Genomic DNA, 20538 nt, shown 5'->3' with positions numbered 1-20538 from the left:
CTCCTGACTCCTACAGGGCCATGCGTGCCAGCGTGAGCACGTACACCCCGTAGCCGAACGAGAGCCCGGCCAGGGCCGCGATCACCACGATCGCGGCGCGTGGCCGGGCTCTCGTCAGTGCCAGGGCCGCCGGCAGCAGCAGCGGGAAGGCCGGCAGCAGGAACCGCGGCTTCGACTCGAAGAAGCCCGAACCGCCCACGGTGATCAGCACCAGCACGCCCGTGTAGACGAGCACCGGCAGCGGCGGCCGCTCCACGAGCACCAGCAGCGCGAAGAGCAGCACCCCGACCGCCGTGATCACCAGCGCCATCACGAAGCCGAACTGGGTCGGGCCCTTCGCCACCATGTCCCGGACGAAGCGCAGCGCGCCCCGGCCGAAGTCGAAGCGCGAGGTCCAGCCGTCCTGCACGGCGAAGTAGCCGCCCAGCAGGTCGCCCCGCCGGGCCCCCACCCACAGCACGTACGACAGCCAGCCGGCCGGCGCGAGGGCCGCCGCCGCCCAGGGCCGCCACCCGGCCCGGCCGCGCCGCCGCCACAGCTCCACGGCGACCGCCGCGAGGACGGCGGCGGCCACGGCCACCCCGTTGGGCCGGGAGAGCCCGGCGAGCCCGGCCAGGGCGCCCGCGAGGAGCCAGCGACGGGTCAGCAGGGCGTACAGCGCCCAGGCGGCGAGCGCGGTCATCAGGGGCTCGGTGTACGCCATGGTCAGCACGACCGAGTGCGGCAGCAGCGCCCACAGCAGCACCAGCACCACGGCCGCCGGCCGGCCCGCCACGCGCTCCGTGACCAGGTAGATCCCCCAGGCCGCCGCCCCGGCCGCCAGCCAGGACAGCAGCAGCCCCGCCGTCCCGTACGCCACCGGCAGCACGCTCGCGAGGGCCCGCACGAGCCCCGGGTACAGCGGGAAGAACGCCAGGTCGGACTGGGCGCCCCCGTCCGGCCAGAACAGGGTGCGCCCATACCCGTGCGCGGCGATCCGGGTGTACCAGTCCGAGTCCCAGGACTTCGCGAGCAGCGCCCGCGGCGACCGCCCCACGTGCCAGGCCCACAGCGCGAGCACCAGCGTCCCGGTCAGCCGGGCGGCGGCGAACAGCCCGAGCGCGGGCGCCGCCCGCCGCAGCGCGGCCCGCCAGCGGGGCACCCGCCGGGCGGCCGGGACGGCGAGGGGGGCGGACGCCGGGCGGTCGAGGGTCTCGGCGGACAGGGGGCACCTCCGTGCGCGCGGGAATCCGGTCTTACCCGACAAATCGGTTTACCGGACGAATGCCGCCGCACGGAGGGGGCGCGCGGGTCAGAAGCGGCGGATCACCCGGAGTTTGTCGGTGTACGTCTCGCCCGACAGGCCGTTGAGGACCGACCGGCCGCCGACATCGGCGAGCGTCGGGCCGTTGGGCGTCTTGCGGCTGGAGAAGAAGCGCCGGTAGCCGTGGTGGTCCTCGCCCACGTAGATGCCGATGTGCCCGCCCGCCTCGGGGTCCGTGTCGGGGTCGAAGAAGACCGTGTCGCCGATGCGCAGCCCGGCGAGCGACGGCGGCCCGTCGCCGCGCTCGGCGACGATGACGCCGGGGCCGTCCTTCGCCTGCTCCGTCGAGGTGCGCGGCAGGCTGCGGTGGTCGTACGGCGCCTTCGACCTGAGCATCGGGAGGCCCATGTGGAAGCCGTAGACCATCCGGACGAAGCCGGAGCAGTCGAGGGCGCCGCGGAACTGCTCGTCCGCGTCCTGCGTGCCGGTGGGGAACGGCCAGGAGATCCCCATGTACTCGTGGAAGTCGGCGCCGATCTTGCGCTCGCCGGTCACCGGGTCCGGCTTGCTGTACAGGGACGCGCCCAGCACCTGCACCGTGCGCTCGACCCCGGCGGCGTCCTTCACCACGCGGGTGACCGCGGGCGCGTTCGGCAGGAACATGGCCGCGTACGCCAGCGCGTCCGGCGACAGGTCGCCCGCCCACGCGCGCACCTGCTGCTCCACGGCGGGCGTCCAGCCGCCGTCGAAGGGCTGCGGGAGCACCCGTACCCAGGTGTCGTGGCTGATGACGGGCGGGTCGGTCCAGGCGGCCTCCTCGACGAGGAAGTCGTAGACCCGGGCCTCCACCCCGGTGGCCGCGCCGGTGGCCGCGTGGGCCCGGACGCCGACGGTTCCGGCGCCGAGGGCGGTGTCCGGGTCGGGGTCGCGCAGGCCGAAGCGCCAGTCGGGGACGGCCGCGCCGTTCTTCCAGGCGCGGGCGCGCAGCACGTCGCCGGCCTTCTCGACCTGCACCCACCAGTGGTCGAAGGCGGCGAAGCCGGTGCCGATCGTGACGGCCGGGGCGAGGACGGTCACCGTGTCGTCGAGGGCCTTCTCCAGGGTGAGCTGGACGTCCCCGGCCGGGGTGACGATCAGTCGGGCCCGGTAGTGGGTGGCGAGGGCCGACAGGGAGAAGGTGAGGGCGAGCGAGAGGGGCGCGCCGGCGGGCTTCTTGTCGAACGAGAAGCGGGCGCGGGCGCGCACGTCGCCGAGGTTCTTGTCGGAGAGGACCGAGTGGCGGCTCGAACCGGTCGCGTTCAGGACGATGACGCCCCGGCCGTCCTCCACCTTGTAGTCCCCGACGTTGGCGTCGTCCTTGCTGTTGGGGGACCAGGAGCCGCCGTCCGGGGACTGCCCCCAGCCGGTGACGCCCGTGGTCAGGCTCCGGTCGAAGGCGTCCGTGACGGTGCGCTTCTGCTCGGTGAACCAGCGCTTCGGGCCGCGCACGGTCACCGTGCTCGCCCCCGTGGTGAGGGTCGCGAGCAGGCCCTTGGCGTCCGAGACCTCCAGGCCGCCGGCGATCGCGCGGGTGGTCAGCGCCCCGGCCGGGTGCGGGGCGAAGTGCCAGGGGTCGGTGGGGTCGATCAGCATCGGCAGCCGGGCGCCGGGCGCCGGCGCGGGGCCGGTCAGCGGCGACGGCACCAGCGGCGGCTCGGCCGACGGGACCGGGCCGGCCGCGGCCGGTGCCGCCGCGGCGAGCGGCAGGGCGCCGCCCGCCGCGACTCCGGCGAAGGCGAACAGCGTCGCTCTGCGGCTGGGTGAGGACTTGGGTGCGGACATGCGCGGGTACCCCCCGTGGTCGTGTCGCCCTGATCGTTTCGACCAGGGCGAGGGGGACCCTATCCGGGCCGTACGAGCACCCCTCAGGCGCCTGCCAGCCGCTTCAGCCGGTCCACCGCGTCCTGGAGCACCTCGACGCGCTTGCAGAACGCGAAGCGGACGAAGGGCGCGCCCTCCTCGCGGTGGTCGTAGAAGACCGCGTTGGGGATGGCGACGACGCCCGCGCGTTCGGGCAGCGCCCGGCAGAAGGCGAAGCCGTCGGTCTCGCCGAGCGGGCGGATGTCGGTGGTGACGAAGTAGGTGCCGGCCGGCCGGTGGACGCCGAAGCCCGCGGCGGCGAGGCCCTCGGTCAGCAGGTCCCGCTTGGCCTGGAGTTCGGCGCGCAGCCCGTCGGTGAAGGAGTCGGGCAGCCGCAGCGCCTCGGCGACCGCGTACTGGAAGGGCCCGGAGGAGACGTACGTGAGGAACTGCTTGGCGGAGCGGACGGCGCTCGTCAGCTCGGGGGTGGCGGTGATCCAGCCGACCTTCCAGCCGGTGAAGGAGTACGTCTTGCCGGCGGAGCCGATGGTGACGGTCCGCTCCCGCATGCCGGGCAGCGAGGCGATCGGCACGTGCGCGGCGCCGTCGAAGACCAGGTGCTCGTAGACCTCGTCGGCGACGACGAGCAGGTCGCGCTCCTGGGCGAGTTCGGCGATCGCGGTGAGCTCGGCGCGGCTGAGGACGGTGCCGGTGGGGTTGTGCGGGGTGTTGAGGAGGATCAGCCGGGTCCGGTCGGTGACCGCGGCCCGCAGCTCGTCCAGGTCGAGGGTGAAGACGCCGTCGTGCGGGCGGAGGGTGACCGGCACGCGGGTGCCGCCGGCCATCGCGATGCAGGCGGCGTACGAGTCGTAGTACGGCTCCAGGGCGATCACCTCGTCGCCCGGCTCGACCAGGGCGAGCAGCGCGGCGGCGATCGCCTCGGTGGCCCCGGCGGTGACCAGGACCTCGCCGTCCGGGTCGTACTCCAGGCCGTAGTGGTGCAGCTGGTGCGCGGCGATCGCCGCGCGCAGCTCCGGGACGCCGGGGCCGGGCGGGTACTGGTTGCCGTGGCCCGCGCGCAGGGCCCGGACCGCGGCCTCGCGGATCTCCTCGGGGCCGTCGGTGTCGGGGAAGCCCTGGCCCAGGTTGATCGAGCCGGTGCGGGTGGCGAGCGCGGACATCTCGGCGAAGATCGTCGTGCCGAACTCCGCGAGCCGGCGGTTGAGCAGCGGTCGTGTCATGGGCGTCATCCTCGGGTGAAGCTCTGGACTTGCTCAAGTGCGCTTTGGGCGCGGCGCGGGCCGGGAATCCCCCTCGCACGCCGGGAATCGGCGCGACGGAACGGAACACCGGAACGGCATACAGGAGTACGGGGGGAACGAAATGGAATTCTTCATCATCCTGGCTTTCGCGATCGTGGTGATCGGCTTCACCTCGGCGGTGAGGGGCGGCGGGTCGAGCAAGCGGCGCCGGCGGCGGCGTAGCGGCTGGTCGGGCGGCGGCAGCGGCGGCTCGGGGGGCTGCGGGACCTCCTCGTCGTGCGGGTCGTCCTCCTCCTGCGGGTCGTCCTGCGGGGGCGGCGGCTGCGGCTCCAGCTGACCTCCGCAACGGGCTTCGTACGTGCTTCCGTTGGGCATGTGTGGGAACCACGCGATCGAATCCGACTGAACAGTTGAACCGTGGGGCCCCCGAGGGGATGGAAACCACGTCAAGTTGGGTAAAAACGCTGTGAGCTGCCCGCGGTTCATGATTCCCTCGCTGTTGAGAACATCCAGCCCTCGGACCGTGTGTGGACCCGAGCCGGCGATCCCCACTCCCGGTCGGAGCCCCTTCGCCGGGACGCCCCCGGCCCACCCGTCAAACCGTGTTTGCGGAGCCGACCCATGCTCACGACCCTGAAGACCTCCTACACCGACACCCGCGCGGCCGACCTGGCCTGGGCGCTGGGGCGCGATCCGCTGCCCGCGCTCGCGGTGCTCGACCTCGAACTATCCGGAGCCAAGCTCCAGTTGCGGCTGCTCGGCGCCTCCCACCAGGTGCTCCTGGAGGAGGCCGAACGCAGCTGCTCGGAGACCGTCGCCTGTATGCCCGGCAGCAGTACGCCGCTGCCGCTGGGCGTGTCCAAGCGGGTGGGCGAGTGGGAGTACGAGTTCGCGGCGCGCGTCGAGACCCTGACCCAGGGCTCGTTCGCGGGCCGCGCGCAGGAGTTGCTCGCGCTCGTCGCCGACCATCCGCACGGCCTCGCCGGGACCTTCCCCGGCTCGCCGCACGCCTTCACGGCGATGCTGGCGCAGCGCCACGAGGGCCAGGTGCGCTGGCGCACCTGGCACGCGTACCCGCAGGAAGGGCAGTTGGTGGTGACCAGAACCCGGATCGGCGCCCGTATGCCCGCGACACTCTGATGCGCCGCCCGTTCGCCCCAGATGCACTCGTGTGGGTGACAAGGGGCAACGGATGTGTGACGTAGCGTTACGGGCATGATCGACCCGACCCTGACCGCGCCCCCGCCATCCAAGCGGGCGGTGCGGTTGCCGCCGGAACGGGCGCGCGCGGTGCGGTATCCGGTCCTGGCGGTGGTGTTCGTGTGCGCCGCCTGCGGTCTGGTCTACGAGCTGGAACTGGTGGCGCTCGCCTCCTACTTGATCGGCGACTCGGTCACCCAGGCGTCCGTCGTGCTCTCCGTCATGGTCTTCGCGATGGGCGTCGGCTCGCTGCTCGCCAAGCGGCTGCGCTGCCGTGCGGCGGTCGGCTTCGGCCTGGTCGAGTGCGGACTCGCGCTGATCGGCGGCTGCTCGGCGATGGTGCTGTACGCGGCCTTCGCCTGGCTCGGCGAGGCGCGGTACGTGCTGGTCGCGTTCTCGCTGGCCATCGGCGTGCTGATCGGGGCCGAGATCCCGCTCCTGATGTCGCTGATCCAGCGCGGCGGGCGGCGCGAGCAGGACCCCGCCGACGCCGCCGGCACCGTCGCCGACCTGTTCGCCGCGGACTACGTCGGCGCCCTCGTCGGCGGCCTCGCCTTCCCGTTCCTGCTGCTGCCCTGGCTCGGGCAGCTCACCGGCGCGCTCGTCACCGGCGCGGTCAACGCGGTGGCCGGCGGCGCCCTCGTGCTCTGGCTGTTCCGCCGGGACCTGACGCGCCGCTCCCGGTGGCTGCTGGTCGGCGCCAACCTCGCCGTGCTCGGCGCCCTCGCCACCGCGACCGCCCTCGCCGACGACTTCGAACAGGCCGCGCGCCGGGCCGTCTACGGCGCCGACGTACGGGTCGCCGTCCGCACCTCGCTCCAGGAGGTGGTGGTGACCGGCAGCCGCGGCGGCCCGCCCGACCTGTTCCTCGACGGGCGGCTGCGGGTCGGCGGCCGGGACGAGTTCCGCTACCACGAGGCCCTGGTCCACCCCGCGATGAACGGGCGCCGCGCCCGCGTGCTGATCCTCGGCGGCGGCGACGGACTGGCCGCCCGCGAGGTGCTGCGCTACCCCGACGTCCGCGCGGTCACCGTCGTCGAACTCGACCCCGGCGTGGTCCGCCTGGTCCGCACCGACCCCGAGCTCGCCGCCCTCAACGGGCAGGCCTTCCGCGACCCCCGCGTCACCGTCGCGTACGGCGACGCCTTCCGCTGGCTGCGCACCGCCCGGCCCGTGCAGGAACGGTACGACGTGGTGATCTCCGACCTGCCCGACCCCGGAACCACCGCCGGCGCCAAGCTGTACTCGGAGGAGTTCTACGGACTCGTCGCCGGCGTCCTGGCCGACGGCGGCCGGCTCGTCGTGCACGCCGGCTCGGCGAGCGCCCGCCCCCACGCGTACTGGACGGTCGACGCCACCCTCCGCGCCGCGGGCTTCGCCACCCGCCCCTACGGCGCGCCCGGCGCCCCCACCACGGCCCCCACCCGGGCCGCCCGCTCGGCCCCCGAGCGGACCCCCGGCCCGTGGGGCTTCCTCCTCGCCGCCCCGGCCCCCCGGCGGCCCGCCCTCGGCCTGGCCCCGGCCGCGCCCCCGCTGCGCTCCCTCACTCCCCGCTCCCTGACCACGGCGGAGGCCCGCATCGAACGCGGCCGCACCCCGGAGGCGACCGGACTGCCGCCGTCCACCCTCGTGCACCCCCGCTACTGAGCACGGCAGGTCCCCCCCGGCCCCGGGGGGACGCAAACAGGCGACGGGCGGCCCGGGCCTGAGTAGGCTCGGCTCCCATGGAGCATGAGGTGTTCGTCCCGGTCCCGGCCGAGGTCCTGCGCGCCACCCTGACGGACCCGGCGCGGGTCGCGCGCTGCGTCCCCGGCCTCCAGCAGGACGCCGAACCGGACGCGGACCCGCTCGCCGGACGGCTGAAGATCCGGGTCGGCGGCAACACCATCACCTACCGCGGCGCCCTGCGGCTCGGCGAACGCAACGGCGCCTTCACCGTCGAGGGCGAGGGCAGCGAGGTGCGCGGCAAGGGCTCCGCGGCGCTGGACCTGACGCTCACCCTCACCCCGGTGGCCGAGGGCACCACGCTCACCTTCACCGGCCGCGTGAAGGCCGCCGGCCGGCTCGCCGAGGCCGGACCCGAGGCCCGAGGCGCCGCCGGCGCCCGGCTGCTCGACCGCTTCGCCGAGGCACTGGTGGCCGTGTCCGACGTGGAGGCCGAACTGGCCGCCGAGCTGGCGGCCGGGACGGACACCGACGACGACGGCGTGGACGACGGCGTGGAGGAGCCGCCCCGCACGCCGGCGGACGCCCTCGACGGGCCGCCGGCCGCCGGGGACGCCACCGCGCCCGTCAACGGCACCGACCCCCTCGACCCGCTCGCCGCCCGCCCGCCCGCCGAAGCCGCCCACGCGCGCCGCACGATGATCGGGCGCAGCGCCGAGGAGGTCGACCACGCCCCGCCGCGCGGCCGGTACGCCCCGGTCCCGGCCCCCGAGACCTCCAGCGCCACCGCCCACCTGCGCTGGATCGCCCCCGCCGCCGCGCTGGCCATCGCCTCCGCGGTCGTCGTCGGCCGGGCCCTGCGACGGCGCCGCTGACGAGGCGTCGGGCAGGCCATAAGGTCGTGGCGTGAGCACTCTGACGCGACTGACGGCCGGCGACGCCGAGTTGACCATCGACCCCGAGCACGGCTGCCGTATCGACGGCCTGCGCATCGGAGGCACCGAACTCCTCCTCCAGGGAGCGCGGTACGGCGCCTTCGTGATGGCACCCTGGGCGGGCCGCACCGAGAACGGGCGGTTCCGCAACGGCGGCACCGTCCACCAGCTCCCCGTCAGCGAGCACGCCGCCCCGCACGCCCTGCACGGCACCGTCCGCGACGTCCCGTGGAAGACCGCCGAGGTCACCGACACCACCGCCGCCTTCACCACCGACCTGGCCGCCCCGTGGCCGTACCCCGGCCGGGTCACCCAGACCTTCGAGCTGACCGAGGACTCCCTCACGCTCCAGCTCGGCATCGAGGCGACGGACGCCTCCTTCCCGGCCCAGGCCGGCTGGCACCCCTGGTTCCACCGCAACCTCGGCGGCCAGGACGTCGAGCTCGCCTTCACGCCCGGCTGGCAGGAGGAGCGGGGCGACGACCACCTCCCCACCGGCCGGCGCGTCGAGCCGACCCCCCGCCCCTGGGACGACTGCTTCGGGATGCCCGGGGGCGTCGACATCACCCTCACCTGGCCGGGGCAGCTGGAGCTGCGCCTGACCAGCCGGGCCGAGTGGCTGGTGATCTACGACGAGCCGGCGGACGCGGTCTGCGTCGAGCCGCAGTCCGGCCCCCCGAACGGCCTCAACACCCTCCCGCGCCTGGTCACCCCGATCGACCCGCTGGAGGTCGCGACGACCTGGCGCTGGCGTCGCCTCTGAGCGGGCGGCTTTAAGCTCGTCGACATGACTGACGTACGCGCTGAGCTGCTCCAGCAGATCAAGGACAAGGCCGTGGTGCACGGCAAGGTGACCCTCTCCTCGGGTCGTGAGGCCGACTACTACATCGACCTGCGCCGGATCACCCTGGACGGCGAGGCCGCGCCGCTGGTGGGCCAGGTCATGCTGGACCTGACCGCCGACCTCGACTTCGACTGCGTGGGCGGTCTGACGCTGGGCGCCGACCCGGTCGCGACCTCGATGCTGCACGCCTCGGCCGCGCGCGGTGCGCGGCTGGACGCCTTCGTGGTCCGGAAGGCCCAGAAGGCCCACGGCATGCAGCGCCGCATCGAGGGCACCGACGTGAAGGGCCGGCGCTGCCTCGTCGTGGAGGACACCTCCACCACCGGCGGCTCGCCGCTGACCGCCGTCGAGGCGGTCCGCGAGGCGGGCGGCGAGGTCGTCGCCGTGGCGACCATCGTCGACCGGGGCGCGGCCGACGCGATCGACGGGGCGGGTCTGCGCTACCTCACCGGCTACCAGCTCTCGGATCTCGGACTGGCGTAACCGCCGTCAAGTCGTGACTTAGGTCCCGGGACCCCCGTGAATACGGTCCTGACCTGCGTTTTTGCTCAAAGGCGGGGTGTTTCACGTGAAACACCCCGCCTTTGTGTACGTATGGCCCGTGGGAGCCCGTACAGGAGTCTGGAAAGATGGGCGGTGACGATGACGTCGCCTCTAGGTCAGGGCCTAGCACCACACACCCGCACATCACAAGGAGCGGACGAATGCCCATCGCAACCCCCGAGGTCTACAACGAGATGCTCGACCGGGCGAAGGCAGGCAAGTTCGCCTACCCGGCGATCAACGTGACCTCGTCCCAGACCCTCCACGCCGCGCTGCGCGGTTTCGCGGAGGCCGAGAGCGACGGCATCATCCAGATCTCGACCGGCGGTGCCGAGTTCCTGGGCGGCCAGTACAAGAAGGACATGGTCACGGGCGCCGTCGCCCTGGCCGAGTTCGCGCACATCGTCGCCGCGAAGTACGACATCACGGTCGCGCTGCACACCGACCACTGCCCCAAGGACAAGCTGGACGGCTACGTCCGCCCGCTGCTCGACGTCTCCGCCGAGCGCGTGGCCCGCGGCGAGAACCCGCTGTTCCAGTCCCACATGTGGGACGGCTCCGCCGAGACCCTCGCCGACAACCTGGCCATCGGCCAGGAGCTGCTGGCCAAGGCCGTCGCCGCCAAGATCATCCTTGAGGTCGAGATCACCCCGACCGGTGGCGAGGAGGACGGCGTCAGCCACGAGATCAACGACGAGCTGTACACCACCGTCGACGACGCCATCCGCACCGCCGAGGCCCTCGGCCTGGGCGAGAAGGGCCGCTACCTGCTGGCCGCCTCCTTCGGCAACGTGCACGGCGTCTACAAGCCGGGCAACGTCGTGCTCCGCCCCGAGCTGCTCAAGGACCTGCAGGCGGGCGTCGCCGAGAAGTTCGGCAAGACCTCCCCGTTCGACTTCGTCTTCCACGGCGGCTCCGGCTCCACCGCCGAGGAGATCGCCACCGCGCTCGAGAACGGCGTGGTCAAGATGAACCTCGACACCGACACCCAGTACGCCTTCACCCGCCCGGTCGTGGACCACGTGTTCCGCAACTACGACGGCGTCCTGAAGGTCGACGGCGAGGTCGGCACGAAGTCCACCTACGACCCGCGCACCTGGGGCAAGCTGGCCGAGGCCGGCATGGCCGCCCGCGTCGGCGAGGCCTGTGTCGCGCTGCGCTCGGCCGGCACCAAGCTGAAGTAAGCACCACGCCGTAGCAGTCAGGCAGTCCACGAGGGCCCGGCACCGTTCCGACGGGGCCGGGCCCCTCGTCGTATCCGGAAGTGAGAAGACAGGGTGTCCGAGTTCGACTTCGACCGGGAGACCGACCGGCGCGGGACCTGGTCCGTGCAGTGGGACGGCATAGCCGACCGCTTCGGCGACCCCGACCTGCTGCCCTTCACCATCTCCGACATGGACTTCACCTCCCCGCCGGCCGTCCTCGACGCGCTGCGCGAGCGGGTCGCCCACGGCGTCTTCGGCTACACCGACTGGCGGCTCGGCGAGTTCCGCGAGGCCGTCCGGGACTGGTACGCGGACCGGTACGGCACCGCCGTCGACCCGGAGTCCATGGTCTACGCGCCCTCCGTGCTCAGCCAGCTCTCCCAGCTGCTGCGGATGTGGACCGAACCCGGTGACGGCGTCGTCGTCCACACCCCCACCTACGACGGCTTCCGCAAGGCCGTCACCGGCCTCGGGCGCGAACTGCGCGGGGTGCCGCTCGACGACCCGGAGGCCCTGGAGCGCGAGCTGGCCCGGCCCGACAGCCGGATGCTGCTGCTCTGCTCCCCGCACAACCCCACCGGCCGGGTGTGGCGGGCGGACGAGCTGAAGGAGTTCGCGCGGCTCGCCGAGCGGTACGGCGTCGCCGTCGTCAGCGACGAGATCCACGCCGACCTGACCGCCGACGGCCACCGCCACACCCCGTGGGCGGCCGTCGCCGAGGCCGGCCGGGGCCGCCGCTGGGCGATGGTCACCTCCGGCACGAAACCCTTCAACTTCCCCTCCCTCACGGGCTCCTACGGCTTCCTCGGCGACCCCGACGAGCGGGTCGCGTTCGTCCGGCGCATGGAGACCGGCGAGGGCCTGGCCTCCCCCGCGGTGCTCTCGCTCACCGCGCACATCGCCGCCTACCGGCACGGCGCGCCCTGGCTGGACGCGCTGCGCGGCTACGTCGCCGGCACCATGCGCCTGGTCGAGGAGCGGATCGCCGACGGCCTCCCGGGCGTCGTCTGGACCCCGCCGCAGGCCGGCTACCTCGCCTGGATCGACCTGCGCCCGCTGGGCATCGACGAGTCCGCGCTCCAGGAGGAGCTCGTCACCGCCGAGCGGGTCGCGATCATGCCGGGCGGGGTGTACGGCACCCCCGGCTTCGTCCGCCTCAACGTCGGCTGCCCGCGCGCCAAGGCCGAACGGGGCGTCGACGCGCTGGTGCGGGCGGCGACACGGCTGCGGCGGGGCTGAGCGGGGCGAGGGGAGCGAGGGGGGCGAACGGGTTGAGTGGCGAGTGGGTCGAGCGGGCTGAGCGGCGCGAGTGGCGAGTGGGTCGAGAAGTCGACTTTTTTCGTGGTTGAGTGTTTGACGGATACCGGGAGGCGCGCTGTCCGAGGGGTGATCTAGGCTGCGGATCACCGTGCCCCGTATCTGGGGGCCGGAGACCATTTTTGGGGGGTCTCTTCATCGTGCGTAAGCGCACTCTCTCGGCCGCGACATCCCTCGCGGTCCTCTTCAGCTCCGCGGCACTCGTCGCGGGTACGGCGGGATCGGCCTCTGCTGACAGCAGCGTCCTCCTGCCGGTGTCGTCCGTGGGCGACGTCGTGGTGGACGGTGTCCACCAGAAGATCTTCATCAGCGACCCGAACCTCGGCAAGGTCGTCGCGACCGACTACGCGGGCCGGGTCCTCGGGACCACCACGGGTCTGCAGGGCGTCACCGGCCTCGCGCTCTCCGCCGACTCGTCGAGCCTGTACGCCGCCGTTCCGGGTGCCGACTCCGTCGTCGCCCTGGAGACCGCGACGGGCACCGAGACGGCCCGCTATGCGACCGGCGACGGCACCGATCCGCAGTTCCTCGCCCTCGCCGGCGGCAAGATCTGGTTCGGCTACGGGACCGGCGACCACGGCGACATCGGCTCGCTCGACATCACCGGCACCGAGCCGGTGGTGGCGCTGGCCCAGGACGCCGAGACGAACTACTCGGGCGCCCCGCGGCTCGCCGCCTCGCCGGCCAACCCGAACACGATCGCCGCGGCCTCCTCGTACTACCACCGCTTCAAGCTGGCCGAGTACGACGTGACCACGGGCACGGCGAACCGCACCGCGCGCAACGACAGCACGCTGTCCGGTGTCACCAACGACCTGGCGTTCACGCCGGACGGCACCCGTCTCATCACCGCCAACGCCGGCAACGTGCACCACGTGTGGCAGAGCTCGGACCTCGCCGAGGTCGCCACCCTGCCGAGCGACTACCACGGCGCCGCCGTGGCGATCGCCCCGGACGGCACCGTCGCGGCCGGCTCCGACTCCTCGTACGGCCAGGACGTCTTCGTCTACAAGCCGGCCGCCAAGACCGCGGTCCGCACCTACGACTTCCCGTCCACCGGCACCAGCAGCGGCGGGGACGACCTCGCCGACGGCGGTCTCGCCTGGGAGCCCGGCGGCAGCCGCCTCTTCGCCGTCACGAGCAACTACAACGGCTCCGTCCGGCTGCACGTCCTCGACGAGCCGACCACGTCCGTCCCGGTCCTCGCCGTGAAGGCCCCGGCCACCGCGCCGGTCCTCAAGGCGCTGACCGTCAGCGGCTCGCTCACGGCCACCGTGCCGCTGCCCGCCGGGACGCCGCTCGCCGTCACCCGCTTCGACGTCGAGAACCCGAACGGCCGCTCCCTCGGCAACAAGCCGCTCGGGGCCAACGGCGCGTTCTCCTTCGCCGACACGCCGACCGCCGCCGGCAACGTCACCTACAAGGTGGCGTACGCGGGCGACGCGCAGCGCTCGCCGGCGACCGGCACGGCGCTGGTCAAGGTCTCGCACAACAAGACCGCGATCACGCTCGACAAGAACAAGAGCACGTACAACTACGCGACCACCGTCACGTACACGGCCACCCTCGGCCCGACGTACAAGAACCGGGTCGTGGAGATCTGGGCCGACCCGTGGGGCTACGAGCCCAAGCGGCTCCTCAAGCGCGGCACGGTCAACGCGCAGGGCAAGCTCTCCGCGTCCATGTGGATGTCCCGCGACACCACGGTGACCGCCGTCTTCGCCGGTGACGCGCGCAACGGCTGGGCACAGGCCGTGTCGGGCGTGTACACCCGCGCCGGTGTCAGCACCTCGCTCTCGCGCCACTACAAGTGGACGAAGATCGGCAACGTCAACTACCAGACGTTCCGCACGTCCAACTACGTGCTGATCACCAACTGGCACAACGCGTACCCGAACCGCAGCGCCCGTGCCGACGCCCAGATGTTCTACGCGGGTGCCTGGCGCGACCTCGGCTCGCAGTACGTCGAGCTGGACCGGAACGGCAAGGTGTACCTGAAGTTCCAGGGCGACCCCGTGTTCGCCGGCTACAAGTTCCGCACGCGCTCCGCGTACATCGACGGCGCCTCCGGCGACAACGTGAACAGCACGGTCTACGGACCCTGGAAGTACTTCAACTTCACCCGCTGAGACACGTAGCGTGACGAGCCCCGTCCACCGTTCCGGTGGGCGGGGCTCCCCCGTTCGCGGGACCATGCAGGCATGGACATCCGGCTCGCCTCGCGGACGGGGCGCTGGATCGTGTTCACCACGGTCCTCGGCTCCGGCATGGCGCTGCTCGACTCCACCGTCGTCAACGTCGCCCTGCCCCACATCGGCGAGGACCTCGGCGCCGACGTCGCCGACCTCCAGTGGACCGTCAACGCCTACATGCTGACCCTCGCCGGGCTGATCCTGCTCGGCGGCTCCCTCGGCGACCGGTACGGGCGGCGCCGGGTCTTCGTGATCGGCGTCGTCTGGTTCGCGGTGGCCTCACTGCTCTGCGGGCTCGCCCCGAACGCGGGCGTCCTGGTCGCCGCGCGGGCCCTCCAAGGCGTCGGCGGGGCGCTGCTCACCCCCGGCTCGCTGGCGCTGATCCAAGCCAGTTTCCACGAGGACGACCGGGCCAAGGCGGTCGGCCTGTGGTCCGGCTTCGGCGGCGTCGGAGCGGCCGTCGGGCCCTTCGTCGGCGGCTGGCTGGTCGACGGGCCCGGCTGGCGCTGGGTCTTCTTCCTGAACGTGCCGCTCGCCCTGCTCTGCGTGCCGGTGGCGCTGCGGCACGTGCCCGAGTCCCGCGACGAGACCGCCCGCGGGCGCTTCGACGTGCTCGGCGCCGCCCTGGGCGCCTCGGCGCTCGCGCTCGTGACCTACGCGCTGATCGCCCGGACCTGGTGGGCCGGCGTGGCCGGGGCGCTCCTCGGCGCCGCCTTCGTGGCCGTGGAGCGGCGGCGCGGCGAGGACGCGATGGCCCCGCCCTCGGTGTTCCGGTCCCGGCTCTTCACCTCGGTCAACCTGGTCACCCTGTGCGTGTACGGGGCGTTCGGCGGGTTCTTCTTCCTGGCCGCGCTCCAGCTCCAGGTCGTGTCCGGCTACTCGGCGCTCGCCGCCGGGACGGCCATGCTGCCGACGACGATCCTGATGCTGCTCGGCTCCGCCAAGTCCGGCGAGCTCGGCGAGCGCACCGGACCGCGGCTCCCGCTCACCGTCGGGCCGCTGCTCTGCGCCGCCGGGATGCTGCTGATGCTGCGGGTCGGGGCCGACGCCTCCTACCTGACGGACGTGCTGCCCGCCATGGTCGTGCTGGGCCTGGGCATGACGACCCTGGTCGCCCCGCTCACCGCCACGGTGCTGGCCTCGGTGCCGGTGACCCGGGCCGGCCTGGCGAGCGGCATCAACAACGCCGCGGCCCGGGCCGCGGGCCTCCTCGCGGTGGCCGCGCTGCCCGCCCTGACGGGGATGGGCCCGGAGGCGTACCGCTCGGCCGTGGAGTTCGACGCCACCTTCCGCAAGGCGATGCCGCTGTGCGCGGGGCTCCTGGTCCTCGGCGCCGTCCTGGCCTGGACGATCGTCCGCCCGCCTGCCCCGCTGACCTGCCACCCGGAGTGCCGCTACCACTGCGGGGTGGCTTCGCCGCCGCTGGATCCGGGGGCCGAGCGGGCGGCCTGAGGGGGCTCTGGGGGCTCTGTGGGGTCCGTGGGGTGTGTGGGGTGGCTGTGGCGGCTTAGACCCGTGGGTCGTGCGGGGGCCGGGGCGGGGGTGGGGGTGTCCGGACTGCGACCTTCACTTCGCTTCGCTCGTTACGGGCGCCGCCACGTCCGGACACCCCCACCCCCGCCCCGGCCCCCTCCTCGCCGTCGTCGGCGGGGGCTTCGTGGTTCCTGAGGCAGACTGGGGCCATGGCCATCCACGAGAACCTCCTGGGGGGACCGGCCCCCACCCTTCTGCCCGACGACCCGGAGCCGCGTGAGCTGCTGGCGGGCGGGACCGCGCCGGCGGACGTCGCCGCGAAGTACCCGACCTCCTCGCTCGCCTGGGCGCAGCTCGCCGACGACGCGTACGAGCGCGGCAACGTCGTCGAGTCGTACGCCTACGCCCGTACCGGCTACCACCGCGGCCTCGACGCCCTGCGCCGCAACGGCTGGAAGGGCCACGGCCCGGTGCCGTGGGAGCACGAGCCGAACCGCGGCTTCCTGCGCGCCCTGCACTCCCTGGCCCGCGCGGCCGGCGACATCGGCGAGAAGGACGAGTACGAGCGCTGCTCCACCTTCCTGCGGGACTCCTCGCAGACTGCGGCCGACACCCTGGGCTGACGCCCCGCGCCGGGGACGGGGAATTCCGGACAGTCTTCTTGAGCTGTTCGGGGGTGTTCGAGGGGGCCGGTACGATCCTGCGGGACCGAGCAGTACCGAGTGGCCGGTACAGAGGTCCCCCCACATCCCTCTCCCCGGCCCGGCAGGGGAGAAGTCTGTCTTGGGTAAACGGGCCGTGCCGCGGGGGCGGAGTCGACAGGGCCGGGGAATCCTCCTTCCGCTGCTCGCGCTGGTCGTGTTCGCACTGGGCGCGGGTGCCGCGTTCGCGCACTATCGCGGCGGAGGGGCCTCGGACGCCGCCCCGCTCCCTACGACCGCCCCGCCCAGCCCCCGGGCCACCACGGCGAAGCCGGTGACCCCGGCGCCGAAGGCCCCGCCGCGACCCGCCCCGAAACCCGGCGCGAAGAAGCCGCCGAAGGGCGGCGTGCCCGGCTCCGGGGCCGGCACCTTCACCACCGCCCGGGCCACCGGCGCACCCGTCGGTAGCGGGGGCGCGCTGCGCCGCTACCGGGTACAGGTCGAGGACGGCGTCGACGTCTCCGCGCCCGAGGCCGCCGCCGAGATCCAGCGCATCCTGGCGCACCCGCGCGGCTGGGCGGCACATGGCCGTGGCCGGTTCCAACTGGTCTCCGGGAAGGCCGACTTCGTCATCCGGATCGCCACCCCGGCGACCGCCGACAAGCTGTGCCTGGAGGCCGGCCTGGACACCCACGGCGAACTGAACTGCGAGACCACGGCGGGCGTCGTGGTCAACCTGCGGCGCTGGCTGCTCGGCTCCCCGACCTTCGCCGGCGCCCCCGCCGAGTACCGGCACCTGATCATCAACCACGAGGTCGGCCACGAGATCGGCCTCCGCGAGCACCTGGGCTGCCCGGGTCCGGGCAGGACCGCGCCCGTGATGATGCAGCAGATCAAGGGCCTGAACGGCTGTCGTTCGAATGCGTATCCGTATGACGAAGACGGGATCTACATCACCGGCCCGGTCGTGTCATGATGCGCGTGGGAGCCCGTGCGACGAGGCACGGCTCCTGAGGGGACCGGGGCTCCCGTGCCGGACGGCACGCGGAAAGGAGCGGACCGCTACCTGGAAGTACGTATCGAGGAGACAGAAATGTCGACCTTCCAAGGTTCTCCCGATGCCTCCGGAGCCGGTTCGGTCACGCATGACCCGAACCTCGACTTCGCGGGCACCACGCCGTACGAGGACTACGTCCAGGCGGACGTCCTCACCCACCTCCAGCACCTGCGCTCCGACGACCCGGGCGAGATGGTCTTCCTGGTCACCACCCAGGTCATGGAGCTGTGGTTCACCGTGATCGTCCACGAGTGGGAGACCGCGAGCCGCGCCCTCCGCCAGGACGACCTGGCCGTCGCCCGGGACGCGCTCAAGCGCTCCGTGCGCGAGCTGGAGGCCCTCAACCACTCCTGGCGGCCGCTCGCCCAGCTCACCCCCGCCCAGTTCAACGCCTACCGCGGCGCCCTCGGTGAGGGCTCCGGCTTCCAGTCGGCGATGTACCGGCGGATGGAGTTCCTGCTCGGCGAGAAGTCCGCGTCCATGCTGGTGCCGCACCGCGGCGCCCCCCGCGTCCACGCGGAGCTGGAGAAGGCCCTCCAGGAGCCCAGCCTGTACGACGAGGCGCTGCGGCTGCTCGCCCGGCGCGGCCTGCCCGTCCCGGCCGAGGTCCTCGACCGCGACCTGGCGCTGCGCTACGAGCCGCACCCCGAGGTCGAGCGGGTCTGGGCCGGCGTCTACGCCGACGCCGACCAGAACGCCGAGCTCGTCCGGCTCGGCGAGGCCCTGAGCGACGTCGCCGAGCTGGTGTGGCGCTGGCGCAACGACCACCTGGTCGCGACCCGCCGCGCCATGGGCGCCAAGACCGGCACCGGCGGCTCCGCCGGTGTCGCCTGGCTGGAGAAGCGCGCCCAGAAGAACGTGTTCCCCGAGCTGTGGACGGCGCGCAGCCATGTCTGACCTCCCGAACCGGGCCCTGGAGCTCGACCAGGCCGACGGACTCGCCGCGCACCGCGCGAAGTTCGCCCTCGACGCCGACACCGTCTACCTCGACGGCAACTCGCTCGGCGCGCTGCCCGCCCACGTCCCCGCCCGGATGGCCGACGTCCTCACCCGCGAGTGGGGCGAGCTGCGCATCCGCTCCTGGGACGAGTCCGGCTGGTGGACCGCGCCCGAGCGGATCGGCGACCGGATCGCGCCGATCGTCGGCGCCGCCCCCGGGCAGATCGTGGTCGGCGACTCGACGAGCGTCAACGTCTTCAAGGCGGTCGTCGCCGCGGCCCGCCTGAACGGCGACGACCGGGACCAGATCCTCGTCGACGCGACGACCTTTCCCACGGACGGGTACATCGCGCGGTCGGCGGCCCGGATGACCGGCCACGAGCTCGTGCCCTGCGACCCGGCCGACCTGCCGGCCGCGGTGAGCGGCCGCACGGCCGCCGCGCTCGTCAACCACGTCGACTACCGCACCGGCCGGCTCCAGGACCTGCCCGGGATCACCGCCGCGCTCCACGCGGCGGGTGCGCTGGCCGTCTGGGACCTGTGCCACAGCGCGGGCGCGCTGCCCGTCGGCCTGGACGCCCACGGGGTCGACCTGGCCGTCGGCTGCACCTACAAGTACCTGAACGGCGGCCCCGGTTCGCCCGCGTACCTGTACGTCGCCGAGCGCCACCAGGCCGGCTTCGACTCGCCGCTGCCCGGCTGGAACTCGCACGCCGACCCCTTCGGGATGACCCCCGGCTACGAGCCCGCCGACGGCGCGCTCCGGGGCCGGGTCGGCACCCCCGACATCCTGTCGACGCTCGCCCTGGAATCGGCGCTCGACGTCTGGGACGGGGTCCGGATCGAGGACGTACGGGCCAAGTCCCTCGCCCTCACCGACTTCTTCCTGGAGTGCGTCCAGGCGTACGCCCCCGAGGGCCGCGTCGTCTCCGTGACGCCCGGGGCCCACGCGGAGCGGGGCAGCCAGGTCGCGCTGCGCTGCGCCGAGGCGCCGGCGGTGATGGCCGAGCTCGTCCGGCGCGGAGTCGTCGGCGACCTGCGCCGCCCGGACATCCTCCGCTTCGGCTTCACCCCGCTGTACGTCGGCTTCGCGGACGCGGAGCGGGCCGCGCGGGTGCTCGCGGACGTCCTCACGGACCTCCCCGCGCAGCTGCCCGCGGCATAGTCGGATGATCGCCTGATCTGTGGGTGCCGGACTCCTGGTACCGTCCCCGCAGGTCAGGCCAATTCGGCCCCGTATCCGAGAGGTTGGAAGCAGCATGCCGGACCCCGCCGCGCGCGACGCCGCCGAAGAGGCCTCGGTCCTCTCGCACCCGGCCGTCCCCCCGGACGCCTCCGCCGCGTACGGCGCCCACCCCGACCAGGTCGTCGACTTCTACGCCCCGCGCGACGGACGCCCGAACGCCCCGCTCGTGGTCGCCCTGCACGGCGGCGCCTGGCGCGCCCCGTACGACCGGCAGCACCTCACCCCCTTCGTGGACTTCCTGGCCCGGCACGGCTACGCCGTGGCCAACGTCGAGTACCGGCGCGGCGGCGACATCCCCCGGCAGGGCGGCACCGCCCCGGTCGCCGGACGCTGGCCCGAGACCTTCGACGACGTGGCCGCCGCCCTCGACGCCCTCCCCGACCTGGCGGCCCGGCACCTCCCGGCCGCCGACCCGCGCCGGATCGTCCTCACCGGCCACTCCGCCGGCGGCCACCTCGCCCTGTGGGCCGCGGCCCGCCACGTCCTGCCCGCCGGCTCCCCCTGGCGCCTGCCCGCCCCGCCCGCCCTGCGCGGCGTGGTCGCGCTCGCCCCCATCGCGCACTTCGCGCGGGCCGTCGAGCTCGACGTGTGCGGCGGCGCGGTGACTCAACTCCTCGGCGACACCACCCAGTCGGACGCCCGCTCGCCCCACGCCGACCCGTCGCTGCTGCTCCCGACCGGCATCGCCACCACCGTCGTCCAGGGCCGCGAGGACACCGTCGTCCCGCCCGCCGTCGCCGAGGCGTACATCGACGCGGCGGCCAAGGCGGGCGAGACCGTCGGCTTCACCCTCCTGGAGGACGCCGGCCACTTCCCCCTCATCGACCCGGCCGCGGACGCCTGCGCGGTGGTCGCGGAGGAGATCGCCCAGCTCGCCTGGTAGGCGCCGGGGCCCGGCCGTAGTCCTCAAGGCGGACCCCGGAGGATCCGTATCCAG

General features: G+C 73.6%; 17 protein-coding genes. 14 read left to right on the top strand and 3 right to left on the bottom strand.

What is annotated here, in order from left to right; translation table 11 throughout:
* Window positions 1–10: 10 nt before the first annotated feature.
* The 3 genes from AB0Q96_RS08360 to AB0Q96_RS08350 all read right to left on the bottom strand — a co-directional run bounded on the left by AB0Q96_RS08360 (window position 11) and on the right by AB0Q96_RS08350 (window position 4332).
* Window positions 11–1141, bottom strand: a complete 1131-nt coding sequence (locus tag AB0Q96_RS08360; protein WP_365323307.1) for a glycosyltransferase family 39 protein — start codon at window positions 1139–1141, stop codon at window positions 11–13.
* A 150-nt stretch (window positions 1142–1291) separates the two neighbouring features.
* Window positions 1292–3064 carry an NlpC/P60 family protein gene (locus AB0Q96_RS08355; protein ID WP_365322943.1) on the bottom strand — a complete coding sequence of 591 codons (1773 nt, stop codon included), beginning with the start codon at window positions 3062–3064 and terminating at the stop codon, window positions 1292–1294.
* An 83-nt stretch (window positions 3065–3147) separates the two neighbouring features.
* Window positions 3148–4332, bottom strand: coding sequence for a pyridoxal phosphate-dependent aminotransferase (locus tag AB0Q96_RS08350; RefSeq protein ID WP_365322941.1), 1185 nt, complete (start codon window positions 4330–4332; stop codon window positions 3148–3150).
* A 633-nt stretch (window positions 4333–4965) separates the two neighbouring features.
* Between AB0Q96_RS08350 and AB0Q96_RS08345 the strand changes: the two genes are divergently transcribed.
* The 14 genes from AB0Q96_RS08345 (at window position 4966) to AB0Q96_RS08280 (ending at window position 20484) form a co-directional block, all read left to right on the top strand.
* Window positions 4966–5484, top strand: a complete 519-nt coding sequence (locus AB0Q96_RS08345; protein WP_365322939.1) for a DUF2617 family protein — start codon at window positions 4966–4968, stop codon at window positions 5482–5484.
* Window positions 5485–5559: 75 nt separating this feature from the next.
* Window positions 5560–7191, top strand: a complete 1632-nt coding sequence (locus tag AB0Q96_RS08340; protein WP_365322937.1) for a polyamine aminopropyltransferase — start codon at window positions 5560–5562, stop codon at window positions 7189–7191.
* Window positions 7192–7268: 77 nt separating this feature from the next.
* Complete coding sequence (locus AB0Q96_RS08335) at window positions 7269–8084, top strand: SRPBCC domain-containing protein (protein ID WP_365322935.1); 816 nt, start codon at window positions 7269–7271, stop codon at window positions 8082–8084.
* 31 nt (window positions 8085–8115) lie between these two features.
* Window positions 8116–8907 carry an aldose 1-epimerase gene (locus AB0Q96_RS08330; RefSeq protein WP_365322933.1) on the top strand — a complete coding sequence of 264 codons (792 nt, stop codon included), beginning with the start codon at window positions 8116–8118 and terminating at the stop codon, window positions 8905–8907.
* Between the two features lie 24 nt (window positions 8908–8931).
* A complete protein-coding gene (gene pyrE, locus AB0Q96_RS08325; protein ID WP_365322931.1) occupies window positions 8932–9471 on the top strand; it encodes an orotate phosphoribosyltransferase in 540 nt (179 codons plus the stop codon).
* 221 nt (window positions 9472–9692) lie between these two features.
* Entirely contained in the window at window positions 9693–10715 is a 1023-nt protein-coding gene (gene fbaA, locus AB0Q96_RS08320; protein WP_365322929.1) for a class II fructose-bisphosphate aldolase, read from the top strand.
* 93 nt (window positions 10716–10808) lie between these two features.
* On the top strand, window positions 10809–11975 hold the full coding sequence (locus tag AB0Q96_RS08315; RefSeq protein WP_365322927.1) for a MalY/PatB family protein: 1167 nt from the start codon (window positions 10809–10811) through the stop codon (window positions 11973–11975).
* A gap of 218 nt (window positions 11976–12193) precedes the next feature.
* Window positions 12194–14182: a WD40 repeat domain-containing protein gene (locus AB0Q96_RS08310; RefSeq protein WP_365322926.1), complete on the top strand. Its 1989-nt coding sequence runs from the start codon at window positions 12194–12196 to the stop codon at window positions 14180–14182.
* 72 nt (window positions 14183–14254) lie between these two features.
* Window positions 14255–15697 carry an MFS transporter gene (locus AB0Q96_RS08305; RefSeq protein WP_365322924.1) on the top strand — a complete coding sequence of 481 codons (1443 nt, stop codon included), beginning with the start codon at window positions 14255–14257 and terminating at the stop codon, window positions 15695–15697.
* 230 nt (window positions 15698–15927) lie between these two features.
* On the top strand, window positions 15928–16341 hold the full coding sequence (locus AB0Q96_RS08300; RefSeq protein WP_365322923.1) for a DUF3151 domain-containing protein: 414 nt from the start codon (window positions 15928–15930) through the stop codon (window positions 16339–16341).
* Between the two features lie 160 nt (window positions 16342–16501).
* Entirely contained in the window at window positions 16502–17335 is an 834-nt protein-coding gene (locus tag AB0Q96_RS08295; protein WP_365322921.1) for a DUF3152 domain-containing protein, read from the top strand.
* 117 nt (window positions 17336–17452) lie between these two features.
* Complete coding sequence (locus tag AB0Q96_RS08290; protein ID WP_365322919.1) at window positions 17453–18313, top strand: tryptophan 2,3-dioxygenase family protein; 861 nt, start codon at window positions 17453–17455, stop codon at window positions 18311–18313.
* Window positions 18306–19520: a kynureninase gene (kynU, locus tag AB0Q96_RS08285; protein ID WP_365322917.1), complete on the top strand. Its 1215-nt coding sequence runs from the start codon at window positions 18306–18308 to the stop codon at window positions 19518–19520. The genes AB0Q96_RS08290 and kynU overlap by 8 nt, the downstream gene beginning before the upstream one ends.
* Before the next feature lie 94 nt (window positions 19521–19614).
* Window positions 19615–20484: an alpha/beta hydrolase gene (locus tag AB0Q96_RS08280; RefSeq protein WP_365322915.1), complete on the top strand. Its 870-nt coding sequence runs from the start codon at window positions 19615–19617 to the stop codon at window positions 20482–20484.
* Window positions 20485–20538: the final 54 nt, after the last annotated feature.

Source organism: Streptomyces sp. NPDC093111 (assembly GCF_040683955.1).
Taxonomy (GTDB): domain Bacteria; phylum Actinomycetota; class Actinomycetes; order Streptomycetales; family Streptomycetaceae; genus Streptomyces.
The sequence above is the reverse complement of the archived record's forward strand: the minus strand, read 5'-3'. Positions and strand labels throughout refer to the sequence as shown.